Origin of the sequence: Cobetia sp. QF-1, from assembly GCF_002213105.1 — a bacterium.
In the GTDB taxonomy this organism is placed as follows: domain Bacteria; phylum Pseudomonadota; class Gammaproteobacteria; order Pseudomonadales; family Halomonadaceae; genus Cobetia; species Cobetia crustatorum.
The window spans coordinates 133586-148524 of sequence record NZ_NBVS01000005.1; the positions used below are offsets into that span (position 1 = coordinate 133586).

Annotated in this window: 15 protein-coding genes; 3 read left to right on the forward strand and 12 right to left on the reverse strand. The window is 57.7% G+C overall.

From position 1 onward, the window contains the following. Positions 1–3: 3 nt before the first annotated feature. Positions 4–1101, reverse strand: a complete 1098-nt coding sequence (gene hemE / locus CFN46_RS11100) for a uroporphyrinogen decarboxylase (protein WP_035159314.1) — start codon at positions 1099–1101, stop codon at positions 4–6. 340 nt (positions 1102–1441) lie between these two features. Between hemE and ribA the strand changes: the two genes are divergently transcribed. Next, the gene (ribA, locus tag CFN46_RS11105; protein ID WP_024951518.1) at positions 1442–2077 is read left to right on the forward strand and encodes a GTP cyclohydrolase II; all 636 of its coding nucleotides are present in this window, start codon (positions 1442–1444) and stop codon (positions 2075–2077) included. 123 nt (positions 2078–2200) lie between these two features. Next, complete coding sequence (locus CFN46_RS11110) at positions 2201–2932, forward strand: hemolysin III family protein (RefSeq protein ID WP_088743570.1); 732 nt, start codon at positions 2201–2203, stop codon at positions 2930–2932. A 14-nt stretch (positions 2933–2946) separates the two neighbouring features. On the opposite strand, the gene CFN46_RS11115 is transcribed toward CFN46_RS11110, so the two are convergent. The 5 genes from CFN46_RS11115 to xseB form a co-directional block, all read right to left on the reverse strand. Beyond that, on the reverse strand, positions 2947–4224 hold the full coding sequence (locus CFN46_RS11115; RefSeq protein ID WP_088743571.1) for a DUF4172 domain-containing protein: 1278 nt from the start codon (positions 4222–4224) through the stop codon (positions 2947–2949). A 598-nt stretch (positions 4225–4822) separates the two neighbouring features. After that, positions 4823–5443 carry a glutathione S-transferase family protein gene (locus CFN46_RS11120; RefSeq protein ID WP_088743572.1) on the reverse strand — a complete coding sequence of 207 codons (621 nt, stop codon included), beginning with the start codon at positions 5441–5443 and terminating at the stop codon, positions 4823–4825. A gap of 227 nt (positions 5444–5670) precedes the next feature. After that, the gene (dxs, locus tag CFN46_RS11125) at positions 5671–7593 is read right to left on the reverse strand and encodes a 1-deoxy-D-xylulose-5-phosphate synthase (protein WP_088743573.1); all 1923 of its coding nucleotides are present in this window, start codon (positions 7591–7593) and stop codon (positions 5671–5673) included. A 12-nt stretch (positions 7594–7605) separates the two neighbouring features. Then, the gene (locus CFN46_RS11130; RefSeq protein ID WP_246116471.1) at positions 7606–8541 is read right to left on the reverse strand and encodes a polyprenyl synthetase family protein; all 936 of its coding nucleotides are present in this window, start codon (positions 8539–8541) and stop codon (positions 7606–7608) included. Beyond that, the gene (xseB, locus tag CFN46_RS11135) at positions 8538–8822 is read right to left on the reverse strand and encodes an exodeoxyribonuclease VII small subunit (RefSeq protein WP_024951523.1); all 285 of its coding nucleotides are present in this window, start codon (positions 8820–8822) and stop codon (positions 8538–8540) included. The genes CFN46_RS11130 and xseB overlap by 4 nt, the downstream gene beginning before the upstream one ends. A 319-nt stretch (positions 8823–9141) precedes the next feature. On the opposite strand from xseB, the gene serA reads away from it, so the two are divergent. Then, positions 9142–10392 carry a phosphoglycerate dehydrogenase gene (serA, locus tag CFN46_RS11140; protein WP_088743574.1) on the forward strand — a complete coding sequence of 417 codons (1251 nt, stop codon included), beginning with the start codon at positions 9142–9144 and terminating at the stop codon, positions 10390–10392. A 190-nt stretch (positions 10393–10582) separates the two neighbouring features. Here the strand turns inward: serA and CFN46_RS17655 are convergent, their stop codons facing one another. From CFN46_RS17655 to CFN46_RS11170, 6 genes are all read right to left on the reverse strand, one after another. Continuing rightward, on the reverse strand, positions 10583–10969 hold the full coding sequence (locus tag CFN46_RS17655) for a 4-oxalocrotonate tautomerase family protein (protein ID WP_211242399.1): 387 nt from the start codon (positions 10967–10969) through the stop codon (positions 10583–10585). A 17-nt stretch (positions 10970–10986) separates the two neighbouring features. Beyond that, complete coding sequence (locus CFN46_RS11150) at positions 10987–12252, reverse strand: dihydroorotase (RefSeq protein ID WP_024951525.1); 1266 nt, start codon at positions 12250–12252, stop codon at positions 10987–10989. After that, a complete protein-coding gene (locus CFN46_RS11155; RefSeq protein WP_024951526.1) occupies positions 12249–13301 on the reverse strand; it encodes an aspartate carbamoyltransferase catalytic subunit in 1053 nt (350 codons plus the stop codon). Before CFN46_RS11155 ends, CFN46_RS11150 begins: the two co-directional genes overlap by 4 nt. Further along, entirely contained in the window at positions 13298–13846 is a 549-nt protein-coding gene (pyrR, locus tag CFN46_RS11160; protein WP_035159275.1) for a bifunctional pyr operon transcriptional regulator/uracil phosphoribosyltransferase PyrR, read from the reverse strand. The genes CFN46_RS11155 and pyrR overlap by 4 nt, the downstream gene beginning before the upstream one ends. Positions 13847–13929: 83 nt before the next feature. Further along, positions 13930–14385: a Holliday junction resolvase RuvX gene (gene ruvX / locus CFN46_RS11165; protein WP_024951528.1), complete on the reverse strand. Its 456-nt coding sequence runs from the start codon at positions 14383–14385 to the stop codon at positions 13930–13932. Further along, positions 14378–14935, reverse strand: coding sequence for a YqgE/AlgH family protein (locus CFN46_RS11170; protein ID WP_024951529.1), 558 nt, complete (start codon positions 14933–14935; stop codon positions 14378–14380). Before CFN46_RS11170 ends, ruvX begins: the two co-directional genes overlap by 8 nt. Positions 14936–14939 lie beyond the last annotated feature (4 nt).

The following is a 14939-nucleotide window of genomic DNA, read 5'->3' on the forward strand; positions in this document are numbered from 1 at the left end:
GAGTCAGCCACGTGCCAATGGCGTGGCGTTGGCGGTGTCGTCCTGATGGTACGCAGGGCTCAGCTCATGCAGAGCGTCCATCAGAGCATTGACGTTGCCTGGGTCAGTGAACTGGCTGATGCCATGACCCAGATTGAAGATGTGGCCCGGGCCCTGACCGTAACTGTCGAGAATACGGCCGACTTCGGCGCGGATAGCCGCCGGTGAACCGAACAGTGCGTTGGGATCAAGATTGCCCTGCAGTGCCACACGATGGCCGACGCGCGCGCGGGCGCTGGACATCTCGGTCGTCCAGTCGAGACCGACAGCATCACAGCCACTGGCCGCGATATGCTCAAGCCACTGACCACCATTCTTGGTGAACAGAATCACCGGTACACGGTTGCCTTCGCTGTCCGGCTTGAGACCAGCAACGATCTGCTCCATATAACGCAGCGAGAACTCGAGATAAGCCGGCGTGGACAACGTGCCACCCCAGGTGTCGAAGATCTGCACAGCTTGAGCGCCGGCGGCGATCTGGGCATTCAGATAGTCAGTAACGGCCTGCGCGAGTGTATCGAGCAGCTGATGCATGGCCTCCGGATTGGCATACATCAGGCCCTTCACATGGCGGAAGTCCTTGCTGGCACCGCCTTCTACCATATAGGTCGCCAGCGTCCACGGGCTACCGGAGAAGCCGATCAGCGGCACACGACCGTTCAGCTCACGACGAATCGTGGAGACGGCGCGCATGACGTAATCGAGATCACGCTCGACATTCGGCACGCTCAGTGCCTCGATTTCCGCCGCGGTACGCACCGTCTTGCGGAATTTCGGGCCTTCGCCAGTCTCGAAGTAAAGGCCCAGGCCCATGGCATCCGGAATGGTCAGAATGTCAGAGAACAGGATGGCAGCGTCGAGCGGGAAGCGCTCCAGCGGCTGCAGCGTCACCTCGCAGGCACGCGCGGTGTCCATGCACAGGTCCATGAAACCACCGGCCTGACCGCGAAGTTCACGGTACTCCGGCAGGTAGCGACCAGCTTGGCGCATCATCCAGACAGGGGTACGGTCGACCGGCTGACGGGCCAGCGCGCGCAGGAAGCGATCATTCTTCAGGGTCATCGGAATCACACATCAGCTCGGGAATGTGGGGGCATTCTATCAGAGCTTGAGCAAAATCCCGTCAATCGCCACGATGCAGCAAATGCATTGGCATTCCTGCAAATCTCCTTCCTGCTTCACATCACATAGCCCTTGATGATGCGAGCCCCGCCTATTGTCGTGATGTCGGCAACAACGCTTTTCCATACTGAGCGATGAGTCATGCGCCACAGACTGGTAAACTCGGCGCATGACTGCATGCCGTCCACCGAATGCCTTGCACTTGCGCCTGTGCACTTCGAGAAAACGACATGCTCGCGCTTTTTTAGCCCGGCACGTGCTCGGGCGCTTGAGGTGAACAGTGACTATTCGATTCATCGCCGCCTCGCGGCTACCAACGCCCTGGGCGACCTTCACCATGCACGGTTTCGAAGACGAGACGACCGGCAAGGACCACATCGCGCTGACACTGGGTGAGATCGACGACGGTGCGCCTGTTCTCGGTCGCGTGCATTCGGAATGCCTGACCGGCGATGCGCTGTTCTCCATGCGCTGTGACTGCGGCTATCAGCTGCAGGAGGCGCTCAAGCGTATCGCAGCCGAAGGCCGTGGTGTGCTGCTCTATCTCCGCCAGGAAGGTCGTGGTATCGGGCTGCTCAACAAGATTCGGGCTTATGAGTTGCAGGATGGTGGTGCAGATACTGTCGAGGCCAACGAGCGTCTGGGCTTCGGGGCCGACATGCGTCGCTACGATATCTGCGTCCCGATGCTTGAACACCTGGGCGTCAGCACACTCAAGCTGATGACCAACAATCCGCGCAAGGTCGATGCACTCACTCGCGATGGCGTCATCATCAGCGAGCGTCAACCCATCACGACCGGCCTGAACCCGCACAATGAACAATATCTTTCGACCAAGGCCGACAAGCTGGGCCACATGATGGCACTGGGTGACTTCACTCAAGCCAGTGACGTGGATATTGAGCGTCGCAGCTAATGCCATTACACCACTGCTTTTTGCCAGATGGCCGCGTGGAATCAAGAGGGTTGTCGTGCGTGAAATGACGGAATTGCAGGTGGAGGAGTAATCTAGAGATGAACCCGCGTCAGAGGTCTTATCATGCGCAACGACTCTTCATCGCCCTCTTCTTTATCCACACCCTCATCGACACAGACTGATCAGATAATTGACGATAAGCCGTCCCCTGCGCTCTATAGCCAACTTGAAGAGTGGCTACATAGCGCAAGTCATGGCATCGGTGCCGTGATGGGGTTGATCGGCATGGTCGTGCTCATCGTGATGGCCAGCATCGCGGCAGACGCCGATCCGTGGAAGATCGTGAGTGTCAGCCTCTACGGTGTCACGCTGGTAGTGCTGTATGCCGCCTCGACGCTTTATCACGGCATCCGCCATCCGCGACTCAAGTACGCCTTCCAGCTGCTGGATCACTGCGCCATCTATCTATTGATCGCTGGCACCTATACGCCCTTTCTGCTGGTCAACCTGCGTGGCCCGACCGGCTGGACGCTGTTTGCCATCATCTGGTCGCTCGCACTCGGCGGCATCTTCCTCAAACTGCGTTGGCCGGAGCGCTTCAGCGCTCTACGCGTCAGCGTCTATCTATTGATGGGCTGGCTGATCGTATTTGCCTCACCCATGCTTGTAGACCAGCTTTCCGAAAACGGACTGATTCTGCTGGTGGCCGGTGGCATCACCTACACGCTAGGTGTGATCTTCTTCTTGATGACACGACTGCGTTATCACCACGCGATCTGGCACCTGTTCGTGCTTGGCGGCAGCACCTGTCACTTCTTTGCCATCTACACTGGCGTACTGCCTTACAGCGTCTGAGGACTTGCTGGGCACTAGCCTTGCCCCGTGAAAACCGGCAAGCGATAACGCGTGCCTCGGCCGACACCATAACTTTCCAATACCTGCTTGGCTGTCAGATCTGCCAGATCACGCGCCGCCGTGGGATCTGAGGTCGTGACCAACGCACGGTATTCCGCACGCCCAACGCCCTCTTCATCATCACGCTCCAACAGCGTCAGCACCAGCTCACGCTGACGTGTGTTCAGTGGCGTGCGGGCGTGCTCCAGCCATAACCTCTCGGCACGCTGAACTCTCTGATAGTGGAAAGAGGTACACCGCCCACCCTCGCGCAACCGTGTCAGCCACCACTGCACCCAGACATTCATGTCGCCGGGCAACGTCTCCACCGCCTCACCGTTCAAAGCGCGATCCAGCATCGGCGGCAACTGGCGCCCACTAGCAGATTCTTCTGGCTTTCCAAAACAGTGCTGCTCCAACTCGCGCAGCGCATCCTGCTGCTCGAGAACCACCGCAAACAATGACTGGCGACGCCAGCACAGCTGCTCCAACGCCTCTTCACCGAGCTGCTCGCCCACCTTCCCCGACCACTCACCTTGCTGCTGTAGTGCGCCCAACGCATCGATACGCGTCAGCCAGCGCATCAATAGCAGGCGCCCGATCAGGCCATTGCCCAGTGCCAGCGGCGACAGCGCCTGCCAGTGCGCATGCAACTGCAGCGCATTCAAGACACCCGAGTTATCCACATCCGGTTCTTCCGATGCCAGACGCGCCCAGAAACCGGCGAGTTCTTCAGCCAGCTCTTCTGTCGTATTCGCTGGCGCGCGATAACGCAAACGTTTGATCCCGTAGCGTCCACTGATCGCCTCATAGGATGCGGCACGCCATTCGCCCAATCGCTGACCACTGCTGCGCGGCAGGAAAGGTCCCAGGCGCCGATGCCATTCCAACACCTGCTCTTGCTGTAGCGGCTGAAACGCAGTGCGAACAACCTCAAGCGTGACATCAGCAAATACCTCAACACCGGGCGCCAGCCCGCGTGGACTTTCCTGCTGGCCGGTTTCCAGCCCTAGCGCCTGATAAAGGGCATCTCGCAAAGCTGCCCGACCCAGTACCACGCCGGACAACTGGGCACTCGCTTCCATCTCCTCACTGAGCAGCGTTGCTTCAAGACGCAACCGTTGCCGTGGGTAGAGATGCTGTCCTTGGGCAACCAATGGCGACATCACTGCCTGCGTCGCTGCCAGCTCTCCCAACAGAGGCATGATCGTCAATCGGCCACGAGGCCAGTCGGATTGCTGCCAGATCCACATAAGTCGTTATCTCCATTGGTCTTTTCCTCTAGATGATAGCAAAAAGATCTGCAACAAACCACATATCGAATCATATTAAGATACGAAAAATTGAAGAAATGAATGCATAGGTCAAAGTATAGCCAATGCCATGTCAGACAAAGCTCCTGCACGTCACAACCACATGATTTTCCTCGTCTATACACGGGGCATTCCCCTGGATAGTCATCCAGCGCACCTTATAAGATTACAATTCATCCATCGAAACAAAAACAACCATCTTTCGGATCATAAAATGATGCAAAATAGCGAAATAAGCGCCTCAATCAATTCCGCCGCGCCAATCGCATCATAAAAATCAGCCTTCACGACGAGTGTCGTGACGCGATTCACCCGACTGCACTCTCCCCATTCATGGAGCGGGCCATTTATCTCTTCGCTCCACTCCACAAGCTTCGCTGCGGGCCAAAAACGCAAAAGGCGCCACCCTGATATCAGGATGGCGCCTTGGCGCTTCAGCAGCCTTTTAAAGCCATTTCACTCACTCAATACTGAGTCGTTGTATCACTTGATAATGTGACACCTCATTTTCGGTACGTAGATGCTGGCATCAGGCCTTCTACCGCTCGCTGGCAGCGTGCGCTTCACGCTGTCGTGCACGCTCGCATGCCGGGCGCGCCAGCGTCTCTGTCGCCCACTTTTCCAGCACTTCGGGAATCGGCTGACCTGCTTTCTGCGCCCAGCCCAGCGTTTGTGCAAGGAAGAGGTCAGCAACGGTGAATTCATCACCCAGCAGCCAGCCACGTCCATCAAAACGCCGCGACAAAGCTGCCAGCGCTCGCTGAAATTCCCACTGCGCCGTCTGCTTTACTGCATCACAACGCTGCTCTTCCGGCAGCGCAAAGGTGTGCTTGGCCAACGTCCACAGCGGCTGCTCAAGCTCGGTAGTCAGAAAGCTGAGCCACTGATCAAGCTGTGCCTGCCCGGCTAGCGTTTGCGGCATCAAGCGGCCTTCACGGGCTGCCAGGTAACGGCAAATGGCGCTGGACTCAAACAGGGTCAGCTCACCATCCACGATTGCCGGGGCCTTGCCATCTGGATGAATCGCCAGATATTCAGGGCTACGCCCCTCACCGCTCTTGAGGTCAAGACTGTGAATTTGATATTCGATCCCCAGCTCTTCCAGTGCCCAGGCAACACGTAACGAGCGGGAATTGGGATAGCTATAGAATGTCAGCATGCGAAATGATTCCTGAGTGAATGGCATGGCACGGCATGACAACGCGATGCAGCTACTAGCACCCGAGTCATCTTGCAAGAAAACCCGCTCAGCATGGCGCGATATCGCCGATGTTGCCACCTATAGCCTCAGCATCGGACTCATCTTGAGGGCATGAAAAAGCGCCTGTGGACAACTCGATGTGTCGAGTCATCCACAGGCGCTTCCAATATCACTCGAACAAGTGCTCAGCGAGCGAGGCGTGCCTCGATACTGGCACGAATTCCGGCAGCATCCAGCCCACAGTCGCGCAGCAGCTCAACCGGCTTGCCATGCTCAACGAAACCATCCGGCAGGCCCAGCAGCAGCATAGGCTGTGCCAAACCCGCATTCAGATAGAACTCAGCCACTCCAGCACCGGCTCCGCCTGCAATCGCGTTTTCTTCGACAGTCACCACCAGATCATGCCCTTCGGCAATCTCCAGCAACGCCTCACGGTCCAGCGGCTTGATCGAGCGCAAGTTGAAGTGGGTAGCATCCAATGCCTCAGCAACATCCGTGACCGGCGTATTCATGCTGCCGACCGCCACGATTGCCACCCGCACCTCTGGGTTGCCAGCGATGCGGCGACGATATTCACCGCGCCCGATCGATAATGGCTCAAGATCATCGCCCGTCGCTACACCCGGCCCGGTGCCACGCGGATAACGCACTGCTGCCGGCCCAGGGTGCGCCAGTGCCGCACTCAACATGCCACGACACTCTGCTTCATCGGCCGGCGCCATCAGTACCAGCTCCGGCACACAGCGCAGGAAGGAGAGATCGAGACTCCCGTGATGGGTCGGGCCGTCTTCACCGACAAGCCCAGCGCGATCAATCGCAAAAGTGACATCCAGCTTTTGCACTGCCACGTCATGAATCAGTTGATCGTAGCCACGCTGCAGAAAGGTGGAGTAGATCGCCACTACCGGCTTCATACCCTCACAGGCCATACCCGCCGCAAGCGTCACCGCATGCTGCTCAGCGATGGCGACATCGAAGTAGCGCTCCGGATACTCCTTCGAGAAACGCACCAGATCCGAACCTTCGCGCATGGCTGGCGTAACGCCAATGACACGCGAATCAGCGGCCGCGGCATCGCACAGCCAGTTGCCGAATACACTGCAATACTTCTGCGGTTTCGCAGCCGGTACATCGGAGACAGCTGGCGCTTCCTTGGTCGCTTCCGTCGGCGCTTTCTCAAGCTTGGTAATGGCGTGATAGCCGATCGGATCCTGCTCGGCAGGAATGAACCCCTTACCCTTGCGAGTGACCACATGCAGGAACTGAGGACCTTCCAGATCACTCATGTTGTGCAGTGTCTGCACCAGCGTAGGCAGGTCATGCCCATCGATGGGGCCGATGTAGTTAAAACCCATCTCCTCGAACAGCGTTGCCGGGCTAATGAAGCCCTTCATGTGCTCTTCGGTGCGCTTGGCAAACTCAAGCGCACCCGGCAGATGCGATAGCACCTTCTTGCCATTGGCTCGCATCTGGGTATAGGGCTTGCTAGCCAGAATACGTGCCAGATAGCTGGCCATCCCACCGACATTCTCAGAGATGGACATCTCGTTATCGTTGAGCACCACCAACAGATTGGCTTTGACGTGCCCCGCATGCGCTAACGCTTCGAATGCCATGCCTGCCGTCAGTGCACCATCACCGATAACGGCGCAGGCACGCCGCTTCTCGCCCGCAGTGCGCGCCCCCAGCGCCATACCAAGCGCGGCACTGATCGAGGTGCTGGAATGACCCACCCCAAAGGTGTCGAACTCGCTTTCTGCGCGTTTGGGGAAGGCCGATAGGCCGCCGTACTGACGCATGCTATGCATGGACTCACGGCGACCGGTAAGGATCTTGTGCGGGTAAGCTTGATGCCCCACATCCCACACCAAGCGATCATGCGGCGTTTCCAGTGCATGGTGGAGCGCTACCGTCAGCTCAACCACACCAAGGCCGGCACCGAAGTGCCCACCCGTGCAGCCAACGCTGTAAAGCAGGTAGGCACGCAATTCATCAGCAAGCTGGCGCAGCTGTGCCACGCTCAGCGCTCGTAGAGCCTGGGGGGACTCGACGGCATCGAGCAGTGGCGTCGCAGGGCGCGCCTGAGGTATCTCGTCAAACAGCTTCATAGGCGTCAGGAATCAGTGGTCTCGCTCGATCATGTAGCGCGCCAACACCGCGAGTGGCGCTGCAGCCTCTCCCAACGGTGCCAGAGCATCCAAGGCCTCGTCCAACAGCTGACCAGCACGCTTTCGAGCACCTTCGAGCCCGAGTAGCGAGGGGTAGGTCGGCTTGTCACGTGCGGCATCCGCACCTGCGGTCTTTCCTAGCGTCACGGTATCGCCAGTCACATCCAGAATGTCATCCTGAATCTGGAAGGCAAGGCCAATGGCAGCAGCGTAGCGGTCAAGCGCCGCAAGGCGCGAATCCTGCTCTTCAGCTGCGACCAGGCCACCCAGACGAACAGCCGCGCGAATCAGCGCTCCCGTCTTGTAAGCATGCATCCTCGATAGCGCTTCGACCTCACGGAACTGACCCACGGCCTCGAGATCTAGCGCTTGGCCCGCGACCATGCCACGACGGCCAGAAGCCTCGGCGAGCGTGCGCACCAGTGCCGGTGTTCTGACGTGCCCAGTATCTGCCATCACCTCAAAGGCCAATGTCAGCAAGGCATCACCAGCCAAAATGGCGGTTGCTTCATCGAAAGCACGATGCACGGTAGGACGACCACGACGCAGGTCATCATCGTCCATGGCCGGCAGATCATCATGGACCAGCGAGTAAGCGTGTACCAGCTCGAGCGCAGCGGCGGCGGCATCCAACGCGGCACGTCCGGTCGCATCCTCGTCACTTCCCAGTGCACGGCCAACCGCATACAGCAACACTGGGCGCAGCCGCTTGCCGCCGCCCAGTACGCTGTAACGCATCGCCTCTTCAAGACGATTACTTACCGCACCACTGGCAGGGGTCAGCAACGTCTCAAGCACTGCCTCGCTACGCGCCTGTCCAGAACGGATCAGCTCACTCGCCTGCGATTCAGATGACGAGGTTTGTGGGTTCAATACGCCTGACGTCACCAGTCCTTCTCCTCATCCGTGTCACCCGCCACGCTGGCCGAGGTTGCAGGCGCAGCAAATGCTGCCGGCACCAGCTCACCATCAGGCCCTTCTATCAGCGCCTGCAAGCGAAGCTCGGCACTGTCGAGACGCTGCTGCGCCTCGCGGGCCAGACGCACGCCCTCTTCGAAAGCGCCCAGCGACGCTTCCAGCGACATATCGCCAGCCTCGAGCCGTGTCACCAATCCTTCAAGACGGGCAAGGGTGGCGGCAAAGTCCTGCGGCGCTTCCTGTTCGGCCATGAGTGCTCTCGCTCATCGGACCGGGCGGGCCCGGTGTGTCTGTGTGAAAAGCCAGTATAACCTGATGGGCTTCGAGACGCTGCCCACTCGGCACTTACCAATAACCACTATCAGCACATACCAAACCGCGGTTTTTTCATGTCCGCCACGCGGACATTTCATCCGAAGGCCCCGTCGGCTGTGATATTCTTTGCACCCCTGTTGACAGCACGCCTGCTGTTTTTCTGGCGTTTTCTTGAGGCGTGACACGCCAGCAGGTCACGAAAAAGACCAAACGAACAGAAACGCCGGCATGACCGGCGAGAGGGTTGATTCGACAATGGCCAAGACGTCTCTGGACAAGAGCAAGATCAAGATCCTATTGCTCGAAGGTGTCCACCAGTCCGCAGTGGATGACTTCCTCAATGCAGGCTACACCAATATCGAGCTACTTCAGACCTCGCTTGCCGAGGATGAACTGGTCGAGAGAATCCGCGATGTGCACTTCATTGGCATTCGCTCCCGCACTCAGCTCAACGAGCGTGTGATCAGCGCTGCAGAAAAGCTCACTGCCATCGGCTGCTTCTGCATCGGCACCAACCAGGTCAACCTGGAAGCCGCGCTCAAACGGGGGATTCCGGTCTTCAATGCGCCCTACTCCAACACTCGCTCCGTTGCTGAGCTAGTGCTGGCCGAAGCCATCATGCTGATGCGTGGCGTACCGGAGAAGAGTGCCAAGGCGCATCGTGGCCAGTGGATGAAGACTGCCAAGAATAGTCACGAAGTCCGTGGCAAGACGCTGGGTATCGTCGGCTATGGCAGCATCGGATCTCAGCTATCGGTACTCAGTGAGTCGTTGGGCCTTGATGTCATCTACTACGATGCCGTCACCAAACTTGGCATGGGTAATGCCCGTCAGGTCGCCAGCATGGAAGAGCTGCTGGCGCGCGCTGACATCGTCACGCTGCACGTGCCTGAGGTTCCCTCAACCAAGTGGATGATGGGTAAGCAGCAATTCGCATTGATGAAACAGAACAGCGTCTTTATCAATGCCGCACGCGGCTCCACTGTCGTCATTGAAGATCTTGCTGAGGTTCTCGCCAGCGGTAAGCTGCTGGGAGCTGCCATCGATGTCTTCCCTGTCGAGCCAAAGGGCAACGGTGAAGAGTTCGTGTCTCCATTGCGCGAATTCGACAATGTCATCCTGACCCCGCACGTCGGGGGCTCCACCATGGAAGCTCAGGAGAATATTGGCGTCGAAGTGGCGGAGAAGCTGGTGACCTATTCCGATAACGGCACCACCATCGGTTCGGTCAACTTCCCTGAAGTCGCCCTGCCGGCCCACCCGGAAAAGCATCGCCTGCTGCACATTCACGACAACGTGCCGGGTGTACTGTCGCGCATCAACCAGGTGTTGTCTGAGGAAGGTATCAACATCTCTGGCCAGTACCTGCAGACTAACAATACGGTCGGCTACGTGGTCATTGATGTAGACAAGGCCTACGGCAAGAAAGCGCTTGAGGCGCTCAAAACCGTTGAGCACACTCTACGCATTCGCACACTCTACTCGGAAGCTGATTTCGAGGGTTGATGTGCACTGCTCATGGCTTAGCTTCATGCCATGACATATGCAGGATGTAAAAGCGCCGCAGCCTTCCCGGGCTGCGGCGCTTTTTATTTCTTCAGCCAATTCCACCTCAACAGAACACGCCAGCATGTTTCACGTGGAACATTTTACTTCAACCACATAAAACATATAAAAATCATAATGTTATAAATAATCAGCGATCGGATAATCGCTTTCCTGCAACGCCCCAGTTTTCCGCTTCCACTTCCTGCAACACTACCCAGACTGATTCCTCTCGCACTCCCAGCACACGAGCTGTCTCGCGAGTCAGTGCTTCGATAAGCTCACGTTTCTGTTCTTCACTCTTTCCACTGATAAATTCTGCACGAATCATTGGCATCAATCTGATCTCCTGAAACGATAATTTTGCTTTCTTGAGGCTGATGTTCCACGTGAAACATTGCCTTTTATTGTTAGCGCTCTCAGCATTGGCCCGCTCAAACAGCGACACTGTCTTGTCAAACCGCATGATTAAATTAACAGACTGATATATAACAACTTTTATTCTTTCGAACCGCTGATTCTCAAGCACGTGTTCCACGTGAAACATGCTCGTCTTCAGGCATAAGACACATTACCCAGAAGCACCTGCTGTACACGGCCTGACAGAGTCATCCCAAGTAGCGGTGTATTGTGCCCAGCACTCATCAGAGTATTGCTGTCGACTGTCCAATAACACTGCGGGTCAATAATTGCCAGATCGCAGCACTCGCCCTCCTTGAGCCTGCCACCTTCCAAGCCGAAGCGGCGCGCGCTAAAGGTCAGCGCTTCAATCAGCCTGGATATGCTGATCAGGCCTGCAGTGACCAGTACCAGCCCAAGTGGCAGCATGGTTTCCAAGCTAGTCATGCCCGGTTCAGAGACAGCGAAAGGCGCGCATTTGGCGGCTGCCTCATGGGGTAGATGATCACTGACGATGGCATCAATGGTGCCATCAGCCACGCCGGCACGTAGCGCATCTCTATCCTCTGAACTGCGTAGTGGAGGCTCCAGGTGGAAGTTGGCGTTAAATCCCTCTAATTGCTCATCCGTCCAATGCAGCTGAGCCATCGAGACATCGGCGGTGATATCCAGCCCACGAGCCTTGGCATCACGCACCAACGCGACCGCTCGCGCACTGGAAAGCAATGAAACGTGGGCACGCACGCCCGTCTGCTCAATCAACAGCAGCCACTGAGTCAGTGCAATCGTCTCGGCAGACTCGGGGATGCCGGCCAGTCCGAGTCGTGAGGCAATCGCGCCTTCATGCGCACAGCCATGCCCCGCCAGAGTGGCTTCCTGGGCTTGAAACACCACCGTGATATCAAAGGTATGGGCGTATTCAAGACAGCGACGCAGTACGCCAAGGTCACGTACCGGCTTGCGTAGATTGGTCAGGGCGACACAGCCAGCAGACTTGAGCGCTGCCATGTTGGCCAATAGATCACCTTCAAGCCCTTGTGTCAGGGCACCCAATGGAGCAAGCCTGACGCCAGCTACATCGCGAGCACGGTCGAGTAGTGTCCGTACGTGCGAGGCACTATCGAGTACAGGGCTGGTATCTGGTCGCGGCAAGATAGTGGCATAGCCTCCAGCGAGTGCTGCTGCTGACTCGCTCACCAGACTGCCCTTGTAGCGCGGCCCCGGGTCACGCAAATGAGCACCGAGATCGACGAAGGCCGGCGTGATCCATTTGCCGGTGAGATCTTGCTGCTGCTCAGCAACGAAGCCTAGTGGTGCTGCGCCAATGGCGACCAGGCGGCCGCCCTCAAGATGCAGGTCATGTTGGCCATCAAGGCCACTGGCCGGGTCGATCACCCGAGCATTGATCAGGCTGTGCTTCATGCGCCAGCTCCTCGTGAACGTTCACTTCTGCGCTCTGCGCGCGCCTTCATCTGGCCCGAGACAGCCATCGACAATACTGCCATGCGCACCGCGATACCGTTGGTGACCTGATCCAGAATCAGCGAGCGCGGGCCATCCGCCACGGCCGATTCGATCTCAACGCCACGGTTGATGGGTCCGGGATGCATCACGACCGCCTCTGGGTGGGCATGTGCGAGGCTTTCACGAGTCAAACCATAGCGACGGTAGTATTCGGATTCGGAAGGCAGTAGCGCGCCATCCATGCGCTCTTTCTGCAGGCGCAGCATGATCACAACATCGACATCCTTGAGGCCTGCCTCTAGTTCAGTGAACACGCGACAGCCCAGCGTCTCGATACCAACAGGCAGCAGTGTCTGCGGTGCCACCACTCGCACCTCTGCAGCGCCAAGCGTATTGAGCGCCAGAATCTGCGAGCGAGCGACACGCGAGTGCAGAATGTCACCCACGATAGCCACGCGCAGATTGGCGAATTCACCCTTGTGCCGACGAATGGTCAGCATGTCGAGCATCGCTTGTGTCGGGTGCGCATGACGGCCATCACCCGCATTGATGATCGCCACATGCGGCGTAATCTGACTGGCAATGAAGTGCGCCGCACCCGAATCACCGTGGCGCACCACGAAGGCGTCTGCCTGCATGGCTTCCAAGTTGACCAGCGTATCCATCAATGACTCACCCTTGGCGGCCGAGGAGGTCTTGATGTCCAGATTGAGCACATCGGCCGACAAACGCTTGGCAGCCAGCTCGAACGTTGCACGCGTGCGCGTCGAGTTCTCGAAGAACAGATTGGCGACGGTACGGCCGCGCAGCAACGGTACCTTCTTGACCTCGGCATCTCCGATACCGCGGAAGTGATCAGCGGTATCAAGAATCTCGGTCAGGATGCTACGCGACAGACCCTCGATATCGAGAAAGTGACGTAGCCGTCCTTGGCTATCGAGCTGCACCTCGGCAGGAGACGCTGCGCGAGCGGCGGGACTGGCTTGAGAGAGATCCAGCAGATTCATGCAACGCTCTCCCCGGTATCTACCAATGTCAGGCGCAAGTTCTGTGGGCCTTCCAGCTTGATACGTTTACCGGGCTCCAACGCCAGGCTTGCCCCCAGAGCATCCGGCTGCACTGGTAGCTCACGGCCTGGCAGCTCCAGCAGACAGGCCAGCAATACCCGGCGCGGACGCCCATAGTCGAACAGCTCATTAAGCGCGGCACGGACAGTGCGACCACTCATCAGCACATCATCAACCAGCAGCAAATCGCGATTTTCGATATCCGGTAATTGCGAGCCCTGCCCTGCGTCTGGCAGGCCCTTGTGGCCGAAATCATCACGCCAGAAACCAATGTCCAATGTCGCCAGCGGAGCAGGCAGTCCCAGTCGCTCGCGCAGCGCCTGGGCGACCCATACGCCACCGGTATGAATCCCGATCGGAATCAAACGCTCACGATCGATCTCGCGGCGTTCGAATAACAGTTCGAGTTCTTCCGTCATGGACTCAAGCAAGGCCTCCACATCAGGCAGTGTCTCGTATTCGTCACGTACCTCAGATTCTTGCATGGGTATCGCTTCCTCTTTTCCCTGCCGGTCAGCGGCAGACAGACAAAAAAAACCCGCTTCCTGAAAGGAAACGGGTGAGATATTCAGTAACCGACAAGGTCGCCCTCGCCTCGCTGATTTGCAAACCAGCTCTCGAGAATCACCTGAGCGGCCAATCCATCCACGCCATCATCTCGGTAGTTGCCACGGTGGCCTCGCTCGCGAGCGAGGCTCTTGGCCGCCTTGGTGGAACCACGCTCGTCCCACATTTCCAGCGGCTTTCCATAGCGACCATACAGTCGCTTGCCGAACTTGCGGGCGCGACTGCACATCAGGGTCTCGCTACCGTCCAATTCCAATGGCAATCCCACCACAAACAGGTCTGGCTGCCATTCTTCAATCAGACGAGTGACAACATTCCAGTCGGGAATGCCGTCACGCACATGCAACGGCACTAGTGGTGACGCGGTGCCGAGCATTTCAGTGCCTACCGCGACACCGACGCGACGCGTGCCAAAATCAAACGCTAGTGCCGTGCGGCTTATTGCCCTTTCAGCCATGCCCGATCTCCCGCGACATCAGACTCATGTCGACACCGAGTTTGCGTGCTGCGGCATCAAGACGTGATTCGCTATCGGCATCAAAGAGGATGCCACTGTCGCCTTCGACGATCAGCCAGCTATTTTCTTTCAATTCATTGGTCAGCTGATCAGGCTCCCAGCCAGCACACCCCAGACATACCATGAAGTCTTCTGGACCTTGGTTGCCCGCAATGGCCTTGAGAATATCCAGCGACGTCGTCAGCGCCAGTTCTTCGGTGACTTGCAGACTGGAGTCCCACTCTTCTGCCTGACCGCGATGCAGAATAAACCCGCGGTCCTTGTGTACCGGACCGCCGTAATAGACGACATCGTCGAGGCATTCACAGCTATCGGCGGTAATTTCGAGCTGTTCAAACAGGCCACGCATGGTCAGCTTGATCGGCTTGTTGACGATCACACCGAGCGTACCTTTTTCATCGTGATCACAGAGATAGCTGAGCGAGCCGGAAAAATTGTCATCATCGAGATGCGGCATCGCCAGCAGGAAATAGTCTCGCAGACTTTGCATGGTC